This is a genomic window from Gabonibacter chumensis, from assembly GCF_024741215.1.
GTDB lineage: Bacteria > Bacteroidota > Bacteroidia > Bacteroidales > Marinifilaceae > Gabonibacter > Gabonibacter massiliensis.
This window is the reverse complement of sequence record NZ_JANSKB010000001.1, coordinates 502,347-525,879: the sequence shown is the minus strand read 5'-3', so window position 1 is coordinate 525,879 and position 23,533 is coordinate 502,347. Positions and strand designations below refer to the sequence as shown.

Here is a 23,533-nt window from a genome sequence, read left to right as displayed (position 1 = left end):
GATAAAAAAGTATGGCTATTGCAGTTAATGATTCAAGTTTTGAGGAAGTGGTTTTGAACTCAAAGCTTCCCGTATTGGTAGATTTCTGGGCGGAATGGTGTGGACCATGTAAGATGATGCTGCCGATTGTTGAAGAATTGTCTAAGGAATACGAAGGTAAGATTGTTGTTGCTAAAGTGGACGTGGACAATTGTGCTGGGACTTCCGGAAAATTCGGAATCCGTAATATCCCGACGATTCTTTTCTTCAAAAATGGAGAAGTAGTTGACAAACAGGTCGGTGCTGTGCCTAAAACGGCTTTGGTTGCAAAAATTAATGCTCTGCTTTAAAATTTTGAAGTATGATATATAATCCGTCTAACCTCAGGTTAGGCGGATTTTTTGTTTAGTATTGTTTTCGGGAGATAGAAGAAAGAAGTTATTCTTTGCTCCAAATTCGTAGGTTTAGATTCAGGTCGTTGACAATGCCTGTCAAGGCCGAGAGGGTATCGTACTCCTGTTTTAAACTGTTGTTATGGAGTTGAGAATGCCAAATACTGGTTTCAAAATGATCGGTTCGGTCGGGAATAGCGATGATAATATTGGAGTTATAAAAACTGACTGTAATCTTTCCCGGGAATTTTCGGTCGAGTATCAAAAGTTTTTCCATCATTCCCGGAGTCAATAGATAACGGGCTTCTACCTGATCGGTAGAATAAACGTCGAAACTTTTCTCGAAGTCCGGATTTTCCAATTTAACCCGTCGGTTGTTGAAATTCAGCTTAATCCAAGCATTTCGATAAATGGTGGTTTGTCCTTTGAAATCTTTGTGGAAATCGGCAATAAAGAAAAAACCCCGGAAAATATCCACCCAACTTTCATGTCTGTGTCCTTTGGAATCTACCGTCACGCGTTTTTCTTCAGCGTGGACTTCCGAACATACAAAAGCTGTTTTTTCGAGCTGTCCGGTTATCATGTCTTCGGAATGATAGCGGTCGGGCGTGGTGGAAAATAATCCGCTACTCATAAAAGTGGTTTTCGAGATGCCTTTCTCGGGTTGGAACGAGGAATCCTTGCATAGGCTCGTTAATAACGTGGTAATGATATCTTTTTTATAATATCCGGATAGTACGGCAGATTGGCTATTGATGCAGAGGAACAAGACGATTATTCCGATGAGAGCAGCAATTAAGATTCCCGTATAGCCGGCTTCGATCCCAAAGGTTATGCCTGTTCCGACCAGAAAACATATACCTCCGGCTATCAGACCGTTCTGAGTCCCTCTCCTTTTTAATTCCAATCTTTTATTTTCCAGTTGTTCAAGGGCCGGGGTCAATTGTCCGTACAATCTGTCGAAGTTATTATCCATACAACCGCTTTAGGATTGGAACAGATCTTTTACATCGGGTACCGCTTTTTCCTCTTCCGGAATACTCAGTACTTCTTTCTTGTAAAAATTGAAAAGGTTGGCAATGATATTCGAAGGAACGGTCGTGACAGCATTATTATAATCGGTGACACAGGCGTTATAAGTTCTTCTGGCTGCCGCTAATTGCTCTTCTGTTTCGTTTAGGGCTTTTTGCAATTGCATAAAATTCTCCGAAGCCCGTAATTGGGGATAATTTTCGGCGACCAGAAAAAAACTTTGCTTGGCTGTATTGAATGTCCGGTCGAATTCACTTTTTTCTTCCGTGGTCAGTGAATCGTAATTCCGTGAACGTAATTCCGTGATCCTGGTAAAGGTATTTTCTTCGTGCTTGGCGTATTGTTGTACGGTTGCAACCAAATTCGGAATCAAATCGAATCTTTTTTTCAACATGGCATCGATCGAACCGAATGCATTTTCGGTGTTGTTGCGTTTACGTGTCAAATTATTGTACGCGATGATGCTGTAACCGAAAATAACGATAAGAATAAGAAGTGAAATCATGGTGTCGAAGGTTTAAATGATTTGCAAAATTAGTTTTTTTATAAAATAGAGATCGTATTTGTTGAAATATTTTAGGGTTGGAATATTTTTTTTCTCCGGGGAAGTTATCTTAAAGAGCCTGTTTAGTTTATAAAAGAACTTATAAAATGTAATTTGTAGGCAATAAAAAAACGGAATGTTTATATTTGTTTGTACTATAAGGAAAAGGGGCAAATGAATACGAGAATATGCGAGCAATCTGCGTGTGAAAAATATGATCCGAAAAATAAATACGGCTTTGTTTTGCAGGAGGTAGAAAGAAATACTCAAAAAGTTTACCAGGGAAGTAAGTTCTGTCATGAACTGATGGTCGTGTTGGAGGGAGGTATTTCTGTTTCTTTTAAAGGACGACAGATTGTTTGTGGAAAGGAGGAGATGTTTCTCGTTCCCAAAAATTGTGAAGTGGAGATAAATACGTCGGATGATCCGTGTAGATTATTGTGTATCCGATCTAATATGGAAGAGCAGATCTGCCTGAAAGATCATCAGGAAATTCTTTCGGGGTTGAGATATTTTCGGTGGGAGTATAGCTCTTTAAAAGTGAATGAGCCTTTACGGCTGTATTTAAATTACTTATTGTATTCCCTTCATAATGTTATGCCTTGTCATTATTATTTGAATGTCTATAAATTGAATATGGCGGCCATTTTTTCTCAATATTACACGAAAGAAGAGATATATAAACTGTTTTATCCGGTATTGGGCGATGATTATTCCTTTAAATTGCTTGTGTTTAAACATTATCAATCCGTTACGTCGTTAAAAGATTTTGCCGAAAAAACGGGATGTAGTTTGTCTACTTTTAAGCGGAGGTTTAAAAGAGAGTTCAATACTTCCGCCTATAAGTGGTTACAGGTAAAAAAAGCGAAAGCAATTGAAAGCGATTTAGCTAATTTGACCCAGGATATTCAGATCATTATAGATAAATATCATTTTTCGGGGCATACCTCTTTTTATAATTTTTGTCTTAAATATTTAGGAGGAACGCCCTCGGAGATCAGAAAGAGGTTGTTGAACAAAAACGATTAATAGAGGATATAGCCGACGATTCCCGCGATAACGATCATGAGTATCGGATCCATTTTGAATTTGAAGGTTAGTAAAAAGGCCCCGATAAAGATAAGCCAGCTTTTGTAATCGATGAAGTTGTTTTTATTGATTAAAAGCAGTGCAGCAGCCCCGATCAATCCGGTAACGGTAATTTTCAAGCCATTCATGGCCATATCCACGTAACGGTTTTCCCGAAAGGCAAAAAAGAATTTGGAGATGGTAATCATGATGATCAGGGAGGGAAGACTGACGGCAACGGTACATATGATAGAGCCCCATACGCTGTTGGTGGCCGTGTAACCGATGTAGGTTGCCGTGTTGAAAGCAATAGGTCCCGGGGTTGTTTGAGAAATAGCCACGATATCCGTGAAATCGGAAACGCTGATCCATTGGTGAACCTCGACCACGTCGTGTTGTATCAAAGAGAGCATAGCATATCCGCCCCCGAAACCGAAAAGGCCGATTTTAAAAAAAGTGATGAAAAGGCTGAGATATAAATCGAATTCTTCCATGAATGTTGTTTCGAATTTGCTTATTTATTTTTATCCTTAGGTGTTAATTTGTTTTTCCCGCTTCTGAATAAACCGTAACCGACACCTCCCAGTATGGCTAAAATGATGATGTAAATGGGAGATATCCCGACTTGCCATATCAATAAGGCAGCTATGATCGGTATGATCACCGTCTTAGATGTTACCCCGGCTGCTTTGCCCATTTGCCACAACGGGGCTGCAATCAGGGCTACTACGGCGGGACGTATGCCTTTAAATACCCGTTCGACGACCGGGTTATCTTTAAAGTCGGTAAATAAAATGGCGATCAGCAGAATGATGATGAAAGAAGGTAAGATGGTGCCGAGGCTGGAAAAAACCACCCCTTTACCTTTTCTGACTTTGTACCCCACGAATATGGCCGTGTTCAGGGCTATGGGTCCGGGGGCAGATTGGGCAACCGCTAACATTTCGATAAACTCTTTCTCTTGAAGCCATCCTTTTTTATCGACCACCTCTTTCTGAATGAGGGGGATCATGGCGTAACCACCTCCTAACGTAAATGTTCCGATTTTGAAGAAAGACCAAAAAATTTGCCAATAAGATGCCATAATAGTTGTTTTTCTATATCGAACAAATGTACATGATAAGATTTACTTTTTATTAGAAACAGGTGAAAAAAACAGGTGAAAATCCGGGATTGTCTATGCTTTTATCGTTTCGTATTTCCGGGTGAAAACGAGCAGTAACATAAAACCGGTCAGCGCGAATGGAGTTCCCGCGAGAGCCGAGTATTGATAGCTTAATCCGGCTTGTAAGGGTAGTCCCCCGCAATATGCCCCGATAGCATTTCCTAAATTGAAGGCGATCTGAACGCTTGCAGCTCCTAACATTTCTCCTCCTTTGGAATAACGAATGAGTAAAATTTGTTGCGGTGTGGACAGGGCGAAAAGACAAGCCGTACACAGGCACATGAGTGTTGCCGAAATCCAGGATACCCGCGCTAAAAAGAAAATAAGCAACAGAATCGTGAATGCACAACCTTGAGTAAAAAAGGCTACCCGTCCCGGAGTGTATCGATCTGATAAACGACCGCTGATCAAATTTCCGGCAACCATTCCCGCTCCGGCTAAAATCATAAGTAATGAAATACTGTCGACTGGAAATCCGGAAATTTGTGTCAGTAACGGGTTGATGTAACTATACCAACAAAAGATGCCTCCGTTTCCCAATAGGGTAGCAAAAATTAGTAACCAGGGGGCCGGGGATTTTAAGAAACGGAATTGACCTGTAAAGCCGGTATCGGGTAGGTTTTCTACCGGAGGAACCCATTTCCAGATATAATAGAGAATGACGATCCCCCATAGACCGACGAGTAGGAACGTGACTCTCCAGGAAAGGAACGTACTCAAGAAAGTTCCTAAAGGTACTCCGAACAGGTTCGCTATTGTCATACCGGCAACCATGATGGAAACAGCTTCCGAACCCTTCCCTTTGATAGCTAATTTTTCGGCGACGATGGAGCCTACTCCGAAATAAGCTCCATGCGGGAGTCCCGAGATAAAACGGGAAATCATCAGGGTCCAATAATTGGGGGCAAGGGAAGCACAAATATTGCCGATCATGATTACGGAAACCAATCCCAAAAGGATGTGCTTTAATGGAAATTTGCGGGCAAAAATCAGTACCGGAGCTCCGAAGCAGACTCCTAAGGCATAGGCCGAGATCAGATGGCCGGCGGTAGCGATGTCGATATGTAAAGCACGTGCAATGTCCGGTAAGATTCCCATGATCACAAACTCGGCAATACCTAATCCTAATGTTCCGAAAGCTAATGCGATGAAACTTTTTTTCATATTTATTTTTTTCGGGGCGTAAAATTAATAATATATATTATTCTTTGTTTTCTCGTTTTCTTGCTTTTTGCAAAAAATAATACGTGATATGGCGTGAATGGTTGTATAATATTGTATACTTGTATTTTGTACGGTATTTTTAAGTCGATGACTTTATCATGAGAAGCAAACTTGTCCTTATAACGATTCCATTAGTAACCTTGATCGTTTTGATCTGGTTCGCTTTTTATAAAGATGCCGGACGTTATAAAATAACACAAGCTTTACCGGGGAATGCGGTTTTTACGGTGGAAATACCTTCTTTCAATCATATACACGAGAGTCTAAGTCGAAATAGAATATGGCAATCGCTTAAAACTTATCCTTATTTTGAAGCATATCACGACTATTTTGAACGGGCCGATTCTTTGTGTAAAGTCTATCCGACGTTGAAACGAATGTTGACGGATAGACCTGTTTCTATTTCCTGTTATGAAGTTACTTCTTTTAATTATGATTTCTTATATGTATGCGATTTGGGTAAGTTGAACGTGATCAGGACTTTTGAAGGCATGGTTTCGGTATTGTTGAATAACGGTGATTTGAAAATAACGAAATTAAAAGGCGAGGTAGAAAGATTTCATGAACTGACGGGCAAAGGGTTTAAATTGTATTTCGCCATAAAAGGGAATCTTTTAATTATCTCCTGTTCCCGAGAATTAGTTGAGCGTTCTCTATCCGCATGCGAAGACAGGGTGAAAATGAAAAAAGACCTGACTGGCGGAGATGCCATAATCGACGTTGACCATAAACGGATAGGGAATGCAATCAATGCTTTTTTGGAAACGGCGTCTATAACGGAAGAAGAGCCTCTGCTTGATTTTACTCGTTTAGTATTGCAGTTGAATGATCGAAATCTTCGTTTCTCCGGTATTACCAAATCGAATCGCGATGTATTTTCGATACTTAATTTGTTGAATCGGACCAAAGGGAAGGCTTCCGGAATTGACCGGATTGCAGGAGAACACACGGCGGCCTATGTTTCTTGGTGTTTTTCTTCTTTTTCCGAGTTACAAAAAATCTTGATCGAGAATTATAGGTCGGAACGGGAAGAAGACTATAAAGCGATAGAGCGTTCGGTCGAGAAAATAAATAGATTCTTGAATCTTGATATTTTAGATCTGTTTACTTCCTGGGTCGGGCATGAAATTGCCCTGATCAAACCGGCTCTTGATGAAGAGAATCGGCAGGATAATATTATTTTGGCTATTCAGGCGAACGATATTATTTATGCGCGAGATCAGTTGAACTATTTGATGGAACAAATAGATCGTAAGACTCCGGTTCGTGAGAAAGCTATGGAATTTAACGGGTATAAGATTCATTATTTTAGTTTGAAGGGATTTTTTAAACTGTTTCTGAAATCTAAGTTCAACCGATTGGATCGTCCCTATTATACTTTTATAGGGGATTATGTCGTATTTAGTAATTCGCCTCTTTCTTTAGCGGAGATGATCAGGGATTACTTGTTAGGCAAGACATTAGCTCATGATGAAGAATACATCGGTTTAATGCAAGATTTAGGTAACGGAAGTAATATTTATGGTTATATCAATACTTCCAACGCGTACGACTTTTTGTATCATGATTTAAAATCGGATGCCCGGCAGGAGTTAGAAAATAATAAAGATGCATTTTTGAGTTTTGAAGTTATCGGACTGGCGTTGTCGGCACAAGGTGAGGATTTTAAAACCAATGTAATTGCAAATTTTAATAAAAATGCTCCGGAAGAGTATAAGATACGGGAACTTAACCGGGAATTGGAAAAACAAATAGACCGGATCGAGTCCGGTTTTTATTATCCGAACATTCCGGATAGTATCGCTGTAGGTGTGAAAGATTTTTATGTATACAAAACCTCTCTTTTCACGGTGCAAGGAGCTTTGAAAGATGGGGATCCGGACGGGTGTTGGAGTATTTACGATCCGCTTGGAAAAATGATGGGACTCTTCCCGTATGAGGAGGGTAAAATAAACGGAGAAGCTCGTTTTTTTTATAAGGATGGCAAATTACAAGGGAAGGTCGTTTACCGTAAAGGAGAGATTCAATTCTATAAAGAATATTTTCCCGATGGGACATTGAAATTAGAGATGCCTTACCGTAAAGGAACGCGTCACGGTGTGGTAAAATTTTATTACAAAACCGGTCATTTATTGTGTGAGGGACGTTATAAAAAAGGTCATCCTGTCGGTAAATGGCAATACTACCGAATTACCGGGGAAAAAAGAACCGATTATTGATACCGGTCGGTTATAACTGTTTTAATCGTCGAGTTAGAGAGTCCCGCACGACAATGAACTGAGGCATGTTCTCTTTTGAAATCGGTTCTTTCGGAGGAGATACCATTTTCAGGGGATTGATGGGGGTTCCGTTTTTATATACCCTGAAATCCAGGTGAGGACCTGTCGCTAATCCGGTACTGCCTACGTAACCGATGACTTCTCCCTGTTTAACCCGTTTTCCCGGGGCAATTCCCTGGGCGAACCGGGAGAGATGCATATAGGTGGTGGAGTAGACGCTGTTGTGTTTGACGGTGACGTAATTTCCCCCTCCTCCTTTTTGGAAAGCCTTTTTGGTAATGACGCCGTCTCCGATTGTATAGACAGGGGTTCCCGTGGGAGCGGCATAGTCTATTCCGTGATGGGAACGATATTTTTTCAATACCGGATGAAAACGGTTGTTTGAAAATCCGGATGAAATCCGCGAATATTTAAGAGGAGCTTTTAAGAAAGTTTTTTGCAAACTATTCCCGTCTTCATCGAAATAGGAGAATTTTTCGTTTTGAACGAAAGGGATAGCGTAAAAATCCCTACCGGCATGGGTGAAAATGGCACCCTTTATTTTGAAATCCCGTAGAGGTTGTTCTTCGACATAGGAGTCCTCGTAGATCACCCGAATGGAATCTCCTTTGGCAATGCCGTAGAAATCGATAGACCAGGCGTATATATCCGCTAAACTAATGGCTAATGTAGGGTCTGTTTGTGCCTCTACCATCGCATTCCATAAAGAGGATTGGATGCCGACTTTTGCGGATAGTTCCCTTACTTCGACCTCTTTTTTCCCGATATAAACAGGCGAGGTCTCTTTGAAGTCAATGACAACAAATTCTAATGCATTGTTTTCATAAATGAAAAATTCCGGAGATTTCAAACTGTCTTTGGCGAGAAATAAAGTGTATTTTCGTCCCGCTTTTATTTTCCGGACATCGAAAATATCTTTACAACGTTGAGAGATTTCGTGTATTTTTTTAGGAGAAACCCCGTATTTGGCCAAGATGGCCGAAAGACTTTGGTTGCGTCCCACGACTCCTTCCTCTACCTCGAAATTATCGGAAGGAATACCGTATTTATAATGTTCTTGTTTTAACTCCGTCGTGTCGACTACCTCTTCCACAGCTTCGGCTTCCAGTACAGCTTCTTTGTACTCTTTAGGCCAAAAAATAACGATAGCCAATACAACGCCTACGGCTGCCCAAATCCAGATCCATTTTGTTTTTTTCATTCTACAAAATATTCATATATTCATGGATAACACCTTGCCTTCGGGATAAGATGTGTCCCTTTTTGTTTGTTTTGTATGTTGATTTTTCCGTTTGCAATTTAGAGTAAACTCTTATAAACTGCAACCCGTTTTTTATTATTTTAAACTAAATCTTTTTCTCTTTTTTTAGTTTGCTGGTTCTCAGAAAGAAAAGAATCAATAAGCCGATGCCTGCGGCTATTCCGATCGGGTAACCGACGGACGGTTGAATGAATATTCCCCCGGCCTTGTATGGAGCTACAAGGATGTAGGTAATGCATACGATACTTAGAAAGGTGGCCGGAATAGAGAGCATCCAATGGGGTTTTCCTGTTTTTGTCAAGTAAGTGGCAGCAGTCCATAGGGTTACCGTGGCTAAAACCTGATTCCCTATACCGACATATTTCCATATTGTGGAAAAATCAAAACTGCAAAAGAAATAAGCCAGAATGAAGATAGGAATCGAAACGATCAGTCGATTCTTTATGGGTTTTTGAGTGAATTTAAGAGCATCGGCAATGATCAATCGCATACTGCGGAAAGCTGTGTCTCCCGAAGTAATAGGGCATGCGACTACACCTATAATGGCAATAATGGCTCCCAAACGTCCTAACCAGGAACGACACACTTCATTGACAATTATGGCCGGATCGCTACCGGAACCTGCTGCCGCGTTTAATCCTTCCGCTCCCCCGAAGTAGGCCATGGCGGCTGTGGCCCAGATCATGGCAACAATACCTTCGGATATCATGGCTCCGTAGAAAATAGGTCTTCCGTATTTTTCATCGGTCATACAACGGGCCATCATGGGGGATTGGGTAGCATGGAACCCGGATATAGCCCCACAGGAGATGACGATAAACAGCATCGGGAAAAGAATGTTTTCCTGTGGATTGACGTGCAGGTTACGCATGGTGTCGAAAGTGAGTTCCTCTAATTGAAGTTCCCCGCTGAATCCCCCGTACAGGAGATAGCCGCCTACACTGAGTGCCATAAAAATCAAGGCTGCTCCCATAAAAGGATAAATACGCCCGATGATTTTATCTATCGGCAATAAAGTTGCCAGTATGTAATAGGCAAAAATAATGTACAGCCATGGGGCCATACTTGTTCCGGTTAAATTGCCTAAGAGTCCCGCGGGACCGTTCACGAAGGAAACACCCACCGCTAATAAAAGAAATCCGGTAAAGAATGTCATGAATTTCCGGATACCGTTGCCCATGTATTTACCCACGATATCCGGAAGGCTCATGCCATCGTTCCGTACGGAGAGCATTCCGGAAAAGTAATCGTGTACAGCACCCATGAAGATACAACCGATTACGATCCATAGATATGCCATGGGACCGTAGGCTGCTCCTAATATAGCCCCGAAAATGGGACCTAACCCCGCGATATTCAGAAATTGAATGACGAAGATCCGCCAGGGTTTTAATTCGTGGTAGTCAACTCCGTCAGCCAGTCGTTTAACCGGAGTTTTTATTTCAGATGATGCACCGAAAAATCGTTCGACAAATTTCCCGTAAGTAAAATAAGCGACGATAAGCAACGCGATGGAGATAATAAAAGTAATCATTGGTTTAGTCGTTTTTCACACCTCCCAAAGATAGAAAAAATGTTTTTTTATTATTCTTCATTCAAGAAAGAACTTAAAAAGTTAATTCCTTTTTTTCGATTTTTTCCTCCCTTTGTTTTTGTTGCCTTCATCTCCTCGTCTTCCTCGACGTGATTTTCGTACAGAACGGGGCGGCGTTATAGCCTTGGAGCGAATAACGGATGGAGAGGTCTCCGTTTTTTCATTACCTACTAAAGTGAAGTCCAATTGACGGGCAACTAAATTAGCTTTCGCCACTTTGACCATTACCTGATCTCCCAATTGGTATACCTTTCGGTGGCGACGACCGACAATGCAGTAGTTCTCTTCGTCGAATTCGTAATAATCATCCTCTAACTCGGTCATAGAGACCAATCCTTCGCATTTGGTATCGTTCAATTCGACATAAAAACCCCATTGGGTCACTCCGGAGATGGTTCCCATAAAGGGCTGATCCAGTTTGTCGGACATAAATTCCACTTGTTTGTATTTGATGGAAGCTCTCTCCGCGTTGGCTGCCACTTGTTCCATTTCGGAACAATGTTTACATTCTTCCTCGTATTTTTCCTGATTGACCGAACGTCCTCCTGCTATATAACGTGCCAGCAGACGATGGGTCATTACATCCGGATAACGCCGGATAGGAGAAGTAAAATGGGAATAATAGTCGAAAGCTAAACCGTAATGTCCTACATTTTCTGTGGAGTAGGCGGCTTTGGCCATGGTACGTACGGCAAGTGTCTCGATCATATTTTGTTCCGGCCGATCCTTCACATCGCTCATCAATTTGTTCATGGAGGAGGAGAGGGTTTTGGGGTTGCTGGAACGTAGATGATAGCCGAATTTCGCGATGAATCGTCCGAATTCTTCTAATTTATCCGGGTTCGGCTGTTCGTGTACACGGTAGACGAAAGTTTTGGGCTTTTGTCCGGGCTTAAGTTTTCCGATTCGTTCGGCTACCTTTTTATTGGCAAGCAACATAAATTCCTCTATCAATTTATTGGCTTCTTTGGATTGTTTGAAGTAAACCCCGATAGGCTTTCCCTTTTCATCTATATCGAATCTTACTTCCACCCGGTCGAAGTCGATGGCTCCGCTTTTAAATCTTTCCGCTCTTAATTTTTGGGCCAGGTCGTTTAATTCCAGGATCTCCGTTTTGTAATCGCCTTCGCCTCCTTCGATCATCGCCTGTGCTTCTTCGTAAGTGAAACGGCGATTGGATTTTATAACCGTGCGGCCGAACCATTGGTCCGCTATTTCCGCGTTATCGTTTAACTCGAAAACGGCGGAGAAACATAGTTTTTCTTCATTCGGACGTAAGGAACAGACCCCATTGGAGAGCCGTTCGGGCAACATCGGAATCGTACGGTCTACCAAGTATACGGAAGTGGCCCTTGCGTCAGCTTCTTTATCCAATACGGAGTTCTCTTCGACGTAATAGCTCACGTCGGCGATGTGTACGCCAACCTCATAATGACCGTTTTTTAATTTTCGGATGGAAAGGGCGTCGTCAAAATCCTTGGCGTCTTTGGGATCGATCGTGAACGTGGTTATTTCCCTGAAATCTTTTCGTGTTTTATACTCCTCATCGGGGATCGTATCCGGGATTTTTTCTGCCGCTTTTTCCACGTTTGCCGGAAATTTAACGGGAAGTTCGAATTCCGCCATGATGGCATTCATCTCCGTATCGTTGTCTCCCGGTCTTCCGAGGACCTCCAACACGGTTCCTACCGGATTTTTTTGGTTCTCAGGCCATTCTGTAATTTTTACTATGGCTTTATCCCCGTCTTTTGCCCCGTTTAACTCGTTGAGAGGAATGAAGATATCATAAGGAAGTTGTTTGCCGGAAGGAACTAAAAAAGCATATTGCCGGGAGCATTGTATGATTCCCACGAAGGTCTCTTTTTTTCTTTCAAGGATTTCGACAACCTCTCCTTCCGGTCTTCTGCTTTTACTTCGGGCATAGACGATGACTTTTACCTTGTCCCCGTTTAACGCGTGATTTAGGTTTACCTGAGGAATGAAAACATCCTCTTTGGTTTCGTCCGAAACCAGGTAAGCGGTTCCTTTTGCTGTTAAATCGATAATTCCGGTAATATATGTGCTGACGGCTTTTAATTTGAATTTTCCTGTCGATTCTTCGGATATCAGTCCGTCGATCTTCATCTCGTAAAGTACCTCGTTGATCAGGCGCTTTAATTCCATGTTTTTGATGCCCAGCTGCAAGGCTAATTGCTTGTAATTGAAATATTCGTTGGGTTTATGAGTAAAGATATCGAATAAGGATTGATAAAGTTCTTTTTTCCCGATGCTTTTATGTGGTTTTTTCTCTTTTTTTGACATACACTACAGATTTATGAAGGATATATAATCCTTTAAAGTTTAATGTCACTAAAGTAATATTATTTTTTGATATCTGTTTTATGATGAGGCCGTCTATTTTAAATAGCACTTTGACCCCGTCCCAAAGTGCTATTATAATTGCTCGTTCAGACGGCTGACGGAGGTATTCGAAATAGAATTCGGAAGAATAAAAAATGACTTTCGGATTATTACACCCGAAAGCCATTTATGAGTAAATAGGGAAGTTCTTATTTGATCAATCCCTTGTCAAATTTTTCTTTTACCTTAACGAGCATATCGTTTGTCATGCTGGTTAAATCGTATTTCGGAGCCCAACCCCACTCTTGGCGGGCACAGGTATCGTCCATGCTGTTAGGCCAGCTGTTGGCAATGGCTTGTTTTACCGGGTCGATTTGGTAGTCCATCTTAAATTCCGGTATGTGTTTGCGGATTTCTGCGGCTATTTGCTCCGGTTCGAAACTCATGGAAGCGATATTGAAGCTGTTCCGGTGTTTTAACTTGGTCGGATCGGCTTCCATCAATTGAACCACGGCATTCAATGCATCCGGCATATACATCATATCCATGTATGTACCTGCTTGAACGTTACAGGTAAAGGAACCTTTGCGAATGGCATCGTAATAAATTTCAACGGCATAATCGGTGGTGCCTCCGCCGGGTAGGGTTACGTAAGAGATCAACCCCGGGAAACGTACGCTTCTCGTGTCGACTCCGAAACGATGGAAATAATAATCGCTTAAAAGTTCTCCCGTTACCTTGCAAACACCGTAAATGGTCGTGTTGGACCGTTGTAAGGTGTCTTGAGGTGTTTTATCTTTAGGGGTATCGTTACCGAAGGCACCGATAGAACTCGGCGTGAATACGGCGCAATTGTTATCTTTAGCGATATACAAGGAGTTGGTTAATGCTCCGATATTGATATCCCAGGCTAATTTCGGGTTTTTTTCTCCGGTGGCGGATAATAGAGCTACCAGATTGAAAATGGTATCGATACCGTATTTTTTAACGATAGCGGTGTAAGCTTCTCCATCCAAAGCGTTTAATGCTTCGAAGGGTCCGGCTTCTGCCAATGCTTTACATTTATCAGCGCTGATATCGGCTGCCACTACATTGTTGTTTCCATAAATGGATCTTAAATGAGGAACAAGTTCTGAACCGATTTGTCCCCCTGCTCCGACGATTAATATTTTTTTCATCCCAATTGTTTTTTGATGAACGATTTACTTTTGTTTGTTCTCGCGAAAGTAATTATTTAATGTGATCGTTGGATTAACAAAACGAAATTTTTTTTGTCTTTCAACTAAAAATATTTTCGTCGGATCGACCGATAGCTTCGTAATAGTCATCTATTTGTAGGTGTATACTTTTATAAGCTTCAACGGCGAGTTGGTCGCATCTCTCGTTTTCCGGGACATTGGCATGACCTTTTATCCAAATAAATTTCACCTGGTGTTTTCGGTAGAGAGGTAAAAATTTTTTCCATAAATCCGGATTTTTCTTGTTTTTAAACCCCTTTTTTTCCCATCCGAAAACCCATCCTTTTTCTACCGCATCGACTACGTATTTCGAATCCGAATAAACAGTCACGTTACAATGATCGAACCTTAGCGCATTCAGCCCGATAATAACGGCAAGTAATTCCATGCGGTTATTGGTGGTAAGGCGAAAGCCTTCCGATAGTTCTTTCCGGTGAGGACCGGAGATCAGGACTACCCCATAGCCGCCGGGACCGGGATTGCCGCTTGCTGCTCCGTCTGTATAAATGGTAATATCGCGAGACATATTATAGAATAGGTGTTTTTTGATAAGCGTGGATTCTGTCGATCACGTTTTTTCGAAGATTTTTGAAATAAAGATTTAATTCCTGTACATGTAAATTTCCTTTGGGAAAAATGCGGGCAATGGAAGGAATGAAATAGGGATCGGGATCGATATCCGGAACAATTAGCACATGATAAACCGGATCTATATGCGCTCCGGTAAAGCAGGCTGAATCTGATTTGATATTTCCCTTTCTGTCAAAAAATACGGTTCCCCGGTTCAATGACCGGTTAGCATAGGTCGTATCGGTTTTCCAGTTGAGAGGATTAATACACACCCTGTTATCTTTGAATAATGGAGCGATTGCATTGGTGTCCGTAACACTATTGAAACAGACGATTACACCCGTATCCGTGGAGTCTTTGGCCGGGCGTAGATGGGGGTAGTGGTCCAATTCCTCTTTTGTAATGAAAAAACCGATCGGATAAGCGGCCACAAGTTGCCGGTAATTGGTGGTGTTTAACTTGTGTTTGAGTAACTCGATAACCGATTTCGCCCCTTGACTATGACCGGCCAGAATAAAAGGGCGTCCCTGATTATAGTGTTTGAGGTAGTAATCAAAAGCATGTTCGATATCCTGCAAAGCTATCGGATAACGTTGGCTCGTGATTTTCTCTCCGTTCATCCACGATTCCATGGTGATCTGTCGATAATAAGGGGAGAAAAAATTACAACTGTCGGCAAAAACCCGTTTCCCCAACAAAATGGAGGGTGTTAACATGAGGCGTTGCTTTTTGTTTTTGATATCCATATGGTGAAGGGTATCTCCCTGATCGTTTTTCCAATCCCATATACAGGTCGGAGCGATATAAAAAACATCCGTTTTTTTATCGAAAGTCATTTTCCCGGGTTGAAACCAACTGATGGTGTCGGCATAATTCGGAGGAGCCGGTAGCTTCGGGTTTGACGTTCGGCAAGCATAAACCATCAGCATGCATGAAATCAAAATAAAAAAGAGTTTGTCTTTCTTCATAAAGCGGGTAATCGGTTCGTGAACGTGACAAAAGTAATGATTTTGTTTTTAGTTTACCCCGGAAGAGGCCCTAATTTAGAGTGTGCAAATAAAAAGTCGGCCGAGAGAAGATGAGTGAACGAATAGCGAGAATACAGCAGGTAGTTGCGTCATTTGCTGTTGCTATTCTCATTTTTATCCTCCCGGCCGGCAGATTGTGTTTGTTGTATGAAAAAAATATTATAATTCGTTTTTGTAGATTTTACCGTCTTTCATAATGAATTTCAGATTCTTTTGGAAATCGACGACCACTTGAATATTTTGCAAGGGGTTACCTTCGTATATCAACAGGTCGGCATAAGCACCTTCTTTGATGACTCCCAATTCTCCGTCTGGGTAAGGATTGAGTTTTCCTGACAGGGCGAATAGTTCGGCATTCAGAGAGGTAGCTTGTTTCAACACCTCTACCGGAGTATACCATCTTACTCTACTGGTGAATTCTGCCATGCTTTGAGGTGCGATACCAAGATTCCCGAATACATCGCTTCCGAAAGCAACTTTAACACCGTATTTTTTGGCCAGATTCATCTCGTTTTCCGCTCCTTTTCGTACTTCGAGAAATTTTTGTGGATTCGAAGAAGTTGCCGGATCTCTCATTGTCCAATAGCTTTGAGGAACTAAAAAAGCATCCTTTTCTTTGATCATTTTCATAGCCTCTTCATTGATCAACTGCCCGTGTTCGATACTTTTTGCCCCGGCATTAAGTGCCCGGATGATAGCGGCAGGGGTATAGACGTGGACTCCGACATAAGTACCCCAATCGGAAGCCGCTTGTACTCCGGCTTCTAATTCTTCTTGCGTGAATTGAATCGTATGTATGGGGTCCGATTTACTTGTAATTCCTCCTCCTGCCATCATTTTGACTTGAGTGGCTCCGTGCCGGAAGTTTTCTCTAACTGCATTTAGAATTTCACTGCGTCCGTCTACGATATAGGACCAACCCTGTAGTTGGAAAAAGTTTGCGTTGTTTCCTGTCCAATGCGGGTTCATATCGTTAGGGTTTCGCATATCCCCGTGTCCGGCGGTTTGGCTGATGATCGCTCCTGACGGATAAATACGCGGTCCGGGGATTAACCCTTCGTCAATGGCTTGTTTAAGTCCTTGTACGGGACCACCCATATCCCTGATCGTCGTGAATCCCTGCATTAGAAATTGTTCGGCCATTTTGGTCGCTCTGATAGCCAAATAGGCCCAATTGGCGTTATTGTAGGCTTTATCCATGGGCATGGTAAACATCAGGTGAAGATGGGCATCCGATAATCCGGGGATTAGCGTATTGCCTTTACCGTCAATGATTTTAGCGCCGGCAGGGATGGTAACACGCGGGGCTACTTGTTTAATATGGTTTCCTACAATTAAAACCTGATAATTGTTTTTTAAGGAGTTGCCTATCCCATCCCAAACATTTACGTTAGTGATGATAATAATTTGATCTTGTGTCGGTTCGGCTTTAGACGTCGAATACCATAAAGTGATCATTAACGGGATAAATAGACGGAATATTTTCATAAAAATTCATATTATGTTCAATTATTCGTTTCCGGTGTAAAAAAGTTACGCCGAAAACGAGAAATGATAGTTATTTATAAAATTGAGAAGATTTTAATGAGATGGGCCGAAAAGATTTATTTCAGGGTATTTTACGTGTTCTTCTCGGTCCATCGTTATGGATTTAAATCTCATTTTTTTTTCTTTTTTTAAACTCTTCTTCATCGAACTGGGTTTGTTCCATTTGCGAGGTACCTACCCAAGGTTTGTCTTGTTTTGAGGAGATGTTTTTAACCGCGTGTTTATCTTCTTCGTCATTTTTTATTTCTTTGATTTGCTTTTTTTCTTTTTTCATAATAGTTCGTTTTGATGTTGGTATTTGTACAAAGAAACGAGTCGGTTTGGAAACAGGTTTCCAAAATTCCTCTTTAATTATTATTAAATATGGTGTTGAAAATGGAAACGTTCACTTTAACTTAAAATACCTGTTTCGATAGTCTCTTGTAATTATGCAACTTGGTTGCAAGTATTTCGATTTATTTTTGTCATAAAAACAATAAGATGATGAAAAAATATAGTGCGGAATTTTTTTCCTTCCTGTTTTTAATAGGTGGAATTTTAATGGATGAATTCGGTGGAGAGTGGTTTCGGCAACCCTATGTCCGGTTCGTATGGTTCTTTATTGCAGCTTTTCCGGTTACGTTTCCCGTTTTAAGGGAAGCGTGGGAGAGTATTTGTGAAAAAGACTTTTTCAACGAGTTTATGTTAATGGGATTGGCTACAATCGGAGCCTTTTATATCGGAGAATACCCGGAAGGAGTAGCGGTGATGTTGTTTTATGCTGTTGGCGAACGATTTCAGGATCATGCCGTGGGTAGAGCGCGGGATAATATAAAGGCATTATTGGATGTCCGGCCCGATACGGCATCCGTCATAAGGGGAGGCGAGCGTATGAAGGTATCTCCCGAAGAGGTGGAGGTCGGAGAAATCGTGGAGATCAGGGCGGGGGAGAGAGCTCCCTTGGATGGCCAATTATTGAGCGAAAAAGGCACTTTCAACACGGCGGCTTTAACCGGAGAAAGCGTTCCCCGGGTTTTTCGAAAGGAGGAGACCGTATTGGCCGGGATGATATCCACCGATAGAACGGTGGAAATACGGGTTACCCGATCGTACGACCAGAGTGCGTTGGCCCGAATATTGACTTTGGTGCAGGAGGCATCCGAAAGAAAAGCTCCGGCTGAGCTGTTGATCCGTCGGCTTGCCCGTGTTTATACTCCTGTCGTGACCGGCTTGGCATTGTCGATTGTCTTGCTCCCGTTTTTCTACTCTTTGATACGACCCGGATTCGAGTATGTGTTTAACGATTGGTTATACCGGGGATTGGTCTTTTTAGTGATTTCATGTCCTTGTGCTTTGGTGGTCAGTATACCTTTGGGATATTTCGGAGGAATCGGGGCAGCTTCCCGTTTAGGAGTACTTTTTAAAGGGGGGAATTATCTGGATGCCATTACGAAGATCAACACGGTCGTATTCGATAAAACCGGGACATTAACACAAGGGGTTTTCGACGTGCAAGCTATCGATAATGCCGGGATCGTTTCGGATAAAGAGTTGCTTCGTTTGATCGCCTCCGTGGAAGAAGGCAGCAATCATCCGATAGCCAAGGCTATTGTGAAATACGCCCGGAACTGCAAGGTGGAGTTTTCTCCGGTAAAAGACGTAACGGAGATGGCCGGTTACGGGTTAAAGGCGTCGATAGCCGGGAAGGAGATTTTGGTCGGTAACGCTCGTTTGCTGGTGAAAGAGGGAATTGCTTTTCCGTCAGCTATTCTGGAGATTCCGGAAACCATCGTGATTTGTGCGGCGGATAAGCGATATATCGGTTATCTTCTTTTGGCTGATGCCGAAAAAGAAGATGCTTTGACGGTCGTTAAAGGACTCGAAAAATTAAAAATTCATAATATTCAGATCCTGTCCGGGGATAAACAGGCAATTGTTTCTAAATTAGCAAAGCGTTTGGGTATCGGTAGAGCGTACGGGGATTTATTACCCGAGGGGAAGGTAGAACATATGGAGGAGTTGAAGAAAGATAAGGAAAATCGGATTGCTTTCGTGGGAGACGGATTGAATGATGCGCCGGTTTTAGCTTTAAGCGATGTCGGTATCGCCATGGGAGGGTTAGGTAGTGATGCCGCAATAGAGACGGCAGACGTGGTTATTCAAACGGATCAACCGAGTAAGATCGTAACGGCCATACAAGTAGGGAAACAGACGCATCGGGTGATTTGGCAAAACGTGACCTTGGCATTCAGCGTGAAAATGATCGTGTTGTTGCTGGGAGCGGGAGGCTTGGCTACTTTATGGGAGGCCGTATTTGCGGATGTCGGAGTCGCTTTGTTAGCCATATTGAATGCCATAAGGATACAGAGATTAATAAAATAAGAGTTATGGATGACAAGATTTATTTGGATAAGTTCGCTCAAAGGGGGATAAAGCCCACTGCCATACGGATATTGATACTGAAAACAATGATGCGGTTTCAACGGGCCGTCTCTTTACTCGATATCGAAAATGCTTTGGATACGGTCGATAAATCGACGATTTTCAGGGCGATTACCTTGTTTCTTGCTCATCATCTTATTCACGCGGTGGACGATGGTTCGGGTTCTTTGAAATACGCGGTATGCAGTAACGATTGTTCCTGTGAAGTGGACGATCTGCATACCCATTTTTATTGTGAGAAATGCCGTCGTACGTTTTGTTTTAAAAATGTTCATGTTCCCGTGGTGGAAATTCCCGATGGATTTTCCGTGCGAAGCGTAAATTATGTTTTAAAAGGTTTGTGTGCGGATTGTAGGGTTCATGAATAGAATATGAGATCCGAATGGAAATTTTATCGCGAATTTAAATAATGATAAAAATGGATTCCCTTTTAAAAAGAATAACTTGAGATTGGGTGATTAACTTCCCGATTTTCAGCATGCCGTTTTTATTCTTTCTGTTTTAATAGTCTCGAGAGGATCTCGCTTTTACTGATGATAATGGACATGTTGAGGTTTATGCGCATTTTCATGTAAGTATAGGGGGTAGTACGTTTTCGGAGATATGGTATTCAAATTATGTATTAATCTTAGATGTTTGTCAAAAAGGTTTTATAGTTTTTTTAGAGAGTCAGTGGAATGGCATGAATGGTGACGGATTAAAGTCTTCATTTGAATGAATGTGTTGTCGATGTATGTAGTTGAAATTGAACGATAATAGTCGATGATTAAACATTGGTATCTTTTATTTTTGTCACAATTCTAAAAATATTAATTAATGCAAAGTATATATAAAAATATTTTTATATATTTACAATATAATATGATTCTTTTTGGCGAAAATATTATTGTGCTAATTTTTAAAATTATGATTTACTGATTTAAATAATGTAATTGATATAGAATATTCAGGCTTCCGAGGGAATGGAATGGGAGATATGAGTATTGATGGAACAGGAACTACTAACAAAAAATTCTGGGGGTATTTAATTTAATGAAGATTTAAAAGGAGTAATCGTTCAATTGATATCAGATAATAAATTATAACGTGGTCGTATTATGAAATATATTGTTATATATATAATATCCATTTTAATTTGGGCTTGTTCTTCATTTAGTATCTTATAAAGATTCTGCTTATTTGGAAATACAAGGAAATTTGAATGATGCCAAAATTTTATGGGGAAATAAGGATGTGTATACACGTGCATTAAAACGTATGGAACAAAATGTGTTGATAAATAATAATCGTTTTGAATCATCTATGAAGAACGGAAGGGAACTAAATGTTTCCGAGAACTTGTTTAATCATTTTGTTTCTAAATGGGATTACTGGAATAAATTACTGGAAAAAGGCGATAAAGTAATTGTTAGAAACAAATTGAATCACTATTCTGTCGTGAATAAAACTGAAGCGGGAGATACCGCAAAATGGAAAAAACTTTAGTAATATAGCTATGTGATATGTATAAAATAGCACAGAAGGAACGGTGAAGTTGGTTATTTTTAATTGCGGATTTTAGATTAAAAGATGGGATGATTCGGAGATTTAGTGGTTGGGGAGATAAAGGGATTCTGTGATTAAAATGATTTATGATTGGTTGATTATAAAGAAATGCACACTTTTGGGAACATTATCATAAAATAATGTAATGTTATTTCAGAACGAGACAATCTCTTAATCGCGGAATCATTGAGTCACAGAATTTTTTTATTTCTTCGTTCGAATCCCTGTATGTTATGGGTAAATTTTTGTGGAAATAAAAAAAGAGGCTCTTTTGAACCTCTTTCTGTGGGCGCTGAGGGAGTCGAACCCCCGACCCTCTGGGTGTAAACCAGATGCTCTGAACCAACTGAGCTAAGCGCCCGTGCTATCTATGCGATTGCGGGTACAAATGTACTGCAAATTCCGGATTCTCCAAATGATTGGAGGATTTTTTTTTGAAAATGTAATTAGATCTTTCGCGTAAAGGTACGTTTTATATGTGGTTTTTGTTTTTTACGGGTAAACGGAAGAGAATAGATATAAAGAATGAAATATAAGATCGTGTGGATATAACTAATTTTCTATTGGAAACGTAAAAAATATAGTTTGATTTTTATAAAATGTGAATATAATTGTTTGGATATCAATGCTTATAAATGTTATATATATTTATGTAGATGTAATTGATTTGATTTATGTGAATAAGCGGCTTACATTTGTAACAGAAAAAATAACAAGAGTATAAACAAATTAAAAACAAATGAATATGAAGACGAATTTTATCGGATTGGACGCGCAAAAATCAAAAGAAATCGTAAATCAGTTGAATGACCTTTTGGCTAATTACCAAATATTCTATCAAAATTTAAGAGGTTTCCATTGGAATATCAAAGGTAAGTTGTTTTTCGGTTTACATGCGAAATTTGAAGAGTACTATCGGGATGCGATGGATAAAGCGGATGAAATAGCAGAACGTATTCTTGCTTTGGGAGAAACTCCGCTTCATGCTTATTCCGATTATATGAAAAAATCGGATATTAAGGAGGTTGTCGGGGTGAGTGATCCGAATGCTTGTATAGAGGATATCGTTAAAAATTTGTTGATTCTTTTGAAGAAAGAACACCAGATTATGGCTTTGGCTGCCGAGGCGGGAGACGATGGGACGCAGGATATGATCAATCCTTATATTTCCGAGCAAGAAAAGACTTTATGGATGCTTCGTGCATATTTAAATGAATAGTTAAGTTTTGAATTTGAGTAATGACCGCCCTATTTACATCGGGCGGTCATTTTTTTGTAAGGGAGAAGAAAATGTATAAAAGACCTAAATTTATAGGGGATAATTAGCAATTTTGTGATATAAATTGTAAGTTTACCTGATTTTTAAAGAATTTCAAATAAACGAACAACTATGAATCATTTGAAAATGTATTACAATTTAGCTAAGACGGGAATAGTTTTAGGAATGATGCTGTTTGTCGGCCGTGTATCGGAAGTGCGGGCTTCCGAGGTACGATTAGTCGATGAGGATACGACGATATGTGTGGTTGTCGACCAGAATCCGGTGTTTAAGGGAAATATAAATCAATGGATCGGGGAGAATGTGGTTTATCCGGAGGATGCCCAGAAAGAGGGTATCGAAGGACGGGTTTATATCTCTTTCGTCGTGGAAAAAGACGGGTCGATTACGAATGTAACGGTTGCTCGTTCGGTACATCCGCTATTGGACAAAGAGGGTATTCGGGTAATGTCTATGATGCCCAAATGGTCTCCGGCTTTGTTGGAGGGGAAACCGGTACGCTATATGATAACTTATCCGATTACGTTTAAATTGCAAGCCGAAGAGGTTCCGCAATTGACCTATGAGCAATACATAGAGAATTTAACTAAAGAGAAGGAAGCATTGGCTGTGGAGAAGGCTTTGTCGGCTGAAGAGCAAGCCAAGCGGGTAGAAGGATTAAAAAAAGAGTTAGGAGACGATGCTACCGTCTATGATCTGATGCTGAACAGATGCAACGAAATTAAGGGAGAGATCGATGGCCGGGTAAAAGAGGAAGCTAAAATATTAAAGTTGAAAAAAGCCGATGCTAAACTATTGGCTCAAATTTATCAAAAAGAGATTGACGGAAAAGTAGCTTTAATTCATGATTTCGGAAAAGATGGATTTATTAGTAAATACGTGGCGGGTGAGTCTGGGATGAGGAAGTTGGAATTGAATAAAATATTGGAGATACAATCTTTATTGAAAGATAAATTCAAAATCTATTTCGAACAGATTATTTTGAAATGACAGGTTCAATGTATTAAAAAACGGGGGGACTACTGA

General features: G+C 40.8%; 21 protein-coding genes and 1 tRNA gene. 8 read left to right on the top strand and 14 right to left on the bottom strand.

The genetic code is table 11. The annotated features are described in order from the left end of the window. Positions 1-11 precede the first annotated feature (11 nt). Positions 12-329 (top strand): thioredoxin, encoded by a 318-nt coding sequence (gene trxA, locus NVS78_RS02345; RefSeq protein ID WP_041503141.1) that lies wholly within the window; start codon positions 12-14, stop codon positions 327-329. 88 nt (positions 330-417) lie between these two features. Here trxA and NVS78_RS02340 read toward each other — a convergent pair whose 3' ends face one another. Together NVS78_RS02340 and NVS78_RS02335 are read right to left on the bottom strand one after the other, a co-directional pair. Continuing rightward, positions 418-1,347 carry a DUF3137 domain-containing protein gene (locus NVS78_RS02340; protein WP_286357749.1) on the bottom strand — a complete coding sequence of 310 codons (930 nt, stop codon included), beginning with the start codon at positions 1,345-1,347 and terminating at the stop codon, positions 418-420. A gap of 9 nt (positions 1,348-1,356) precedes the next feature. Beyond that, the gene (locus NVS78_RS02335) at positions 1,357-1,908 is read right to left on the bottom strand and encodes a LemA family protein (RefSeq protein ID WP_286357748.1); all 552 of its coding nucleotides are present in this window, start codon (positions 1,906-1,908) and stop codon (positions 1,357-1,359) included. 213 nt (positions 1,909-2,121) lie between these two features. Here NVS78_RS02335 and NVS78_RS02330 point away from each other — a divergent pair, with 213 nt between their 5' ends. Beyond that, a complete protein-coding gene (locus NVS78_RS02330) occupies positions 2,122-2,976 on the top strand; it encodes an AraC family transcriptional regulator (protein ID WP_286357747.1) in 855 nt (284 codons plus the stop codon). On the opposite strand, the gene NVS78_RS02325 is transcribed toward NVS78_RS02330, so the two are convergent. The 3 genes from NVS78_RS02325 to araJ form a co-directional block, all read right to left on the bottom strand. Beyond that, a complete protein-coding gene (locus NVS78_RS02325; protein ID WP_286357746.1) occupies positions 2,973-3,509 on the bottom strand; it encodes a chromate transporter in 537 nt (178 codons plus the stop codon). The two genes, NVS78_RS02330 and NVS78_RS02325, sit on opposite strands and share 4 nt — an antisense overlap. Before the next feature lie 20 nt (positions 3,510-3,529). Further along, complete coding sequence (locus tag NVS78_RS02320) at positions 3,530-4,099, bottom strand: chromate transporter (protein ID WP_286357745.1); 570 nt, start codon at positions 4,097-4,099, stop codon at positions 3,530-3,532. 93 nt (positions 4,100-4,192) lie between these two features. Continuing rightward, positions 4,193-5,344: an MFS transporter AraJ gene (gene araJ / locus NVS78_RS02315; RefSeq protein WP_286357744.1), complete on the bottom strand. Its 1,152-nt coding sequence runs from the start codon at positions 5,342-5,344 to the stop codon at positions 4,193-4,195. A 158-nt stretch (positions 5,345-5,502) separates the two neighbouring features. On the opposite strand from araJ, the gene NVS78_RS02310 reads away from it, so the two are divergent. Further along, complete coding sequence (locus NVS78_RS02310; protein WP_286357743.1) at positions 5,503-7,623, top strand: DUF3352 domain-containing protein; 2,121 nt, start codon at positions 5,503-5,505, stop codon at positions 7,621-7,623. A 10-nt stretch (positions 7,624-7,633) separates the two neighbouring features. On the opposite strand, the gene NVS78_RS02305 is transcribed toward NVS78_RS02310, so the two are convergent. The 8 genes from NVS78_RS02305 to NVS78_RS02270 form a co-directional block, all read right to left on the bottom strand. After that, the gene (locus tag NVS78_RS02305) at positions 7,634-8,884 is read right to left on the bottom strand and encodes a peptidoglycan DD-metalloendopeptidase family protein (RefSeq protein WP_286357742.1); all 1,251 of its coding nucleotides are present in this window, start codon (positions 8,882-8,884) and stop codon (positions 7,634-7,636) included. A 145-nt stretch (positions 8,885-9,029) separates the two neighbouring features. Beyond that, the gene (locus NVS78_RS02300; protein ID WP_286357741.1) at positions 9,030-10,478 is read right to left on the bottom strand and encodes a carbon starvation CstA family protein; all 1,449 of its coding nucleotides are present in this window, start codon (positions 10,476-10,478) and stop codon (positions 9,030-9,032) included. Between the two features lie 81 nt (positions 10,479-10,559). Next, a complete protein-coding gene (rnr, locus tag NVS78_RS02295) occupies positions 10,560-12,839 on the bottom strand; it encodes a ribonuclease R (RefSeq protein WP_286357740.1) in 2,280 nt (759 codons plus the stop codon). A gap of 248 nt (positions 12,840-13,087) precedes the next feature. After that, positions 13,088-14,056, bottom strand: a complete 969-nt coding sequence (locus tag NVS78_RS02290; RefSeq protein ID WP_041503129.1) for an NAD-dependent epimerase/dehydratase family protein — start codon at positions 14,054-14,056, stop codon at positions 13,088-13,090. Between the two features lie 100 nt (positions 14,057-14,156). Continuing rightward, positions 14,157-14,642, bottom strand: a complete 486-nt coding sequence (rnhA, locus tag NVS78_RS02285; RefSeq protein WP_286357739.1) for a ribonuclease HI — start codon at positions 14,640-14,642, stop codon at positions 14,157-14,159. A gap of 1 nt (position 14,643) precedes the next feature. Next, entirely contained in the window at positions 14,644-15,654 is a 1,011-nt protein-coding gene (locus tag NVS78_RS02280) for a DUF3089 domain-containing protein (protein WP_286357738.1), read from the bottom strand. Between the two features lie 219 nt (positions 15,655-15,873). After that, on the bottom strand, positions 15,874-17,202 hold the full coding sequence (locus tag NVS78_RS02275; protein WP_286357737.1) for a metal-dependent hydrolase family protein: 1,329 nt from the start codon (positions 17,200-17,202) through the stop codon (positions 15,874-15,876). A gap of 163 nt (positions 17,203-17,365) precedes the next feature. Beyond that, positions 17,366-17,536, bottom strand: coding sequence for a hypothetical protein (locus tag NVS78_RS02270; RefSeq protein ID WP_286357736.1), 171 nt, complete (start codon positions 17,534-17,536; stop codon positions 17,366-17,368). A 206-nt stretch (positions 17,537-17,742) separates the two neighbouring features. On the opposite strand from NVS78_RS02270, the gene NVS78_RS02265 reads away from it, so the two are divergent. From NVS78_RS02265 to NVS78_RS02255, 3 genes are all read left to right on the top strand, one after another. Continuing rightward, positions 17,743-19,623 carry a heavy metal translocating P-type ATPase gene (locus NVS78_RS02265; RefSeq protein ID WP_286357735.1) on the top strand — a complete coding sequence of 627 codons (1,881 nt, stop codon included), beginning with the start codon at positions 17,743-17,745 and terminating at the stop codon, positions 19,621-19,623. Between the two features lie 5 nt (positions 19,624-19,628). Beyond that, entirely contained in the window at positions 19,629-20,051 is a 423-nt protein-coding gene (locus tag NVS78_RS02260) for a Fur family transcriptional regulator (protein ID WP_286357734.1), read from the top strand. Between the two features lie 811 nt (positions 20,052-20,862). Beyond that, entirely contained in the window at positions 20,863-21,168 is a 306-nt protein-coding gene (locus NVS78_RS02255) for a hypothetical protein (protein ID WP_286357733.1), read from the top strand. Positions 21,169-21,514: 346 nt separating this feature from the next. Here the strand turns inward: NVS78_RS02255 and NVS78_RS02250 are convergent. Then, positions 21,515-21,589 (bottom strand) — tRNA-Val (locus NVS78_RS02250). Positions 21,590-21,973: 384 nt separating this feature from the next. On the opposite strand from NVS78_RS02250, the gene NVS78_RS02245 reads away from it, so the two are divergent. Both NVS78_RS02245 and NVS78_RS02240 read left to right on the top strand, forming a co-directional pair. Beyond that, positions 21,974-22,447: a Dps family protein gene (locus NVS78_RS02245; RefSeq protein WP_286357732.1), complete on the top strand. Its 474-nt coding sequence runs from the start codon at positions 21,974-21,976 to the stop codon at positions 22,445-22,447. Between the two features lie 171 nt (positions 22,448-22,618). Next, entirely contained in the window at positions 22,619-23,497 is an 879-nt protein-coding gene (locus NVS78_RS02240; RefSeq protein ID WP_286357731.1) for a TonB family protein, read from the top strand. The last annotated feature ends 36 nt before the right edge of the window (positions 23,498-23,533 follow it).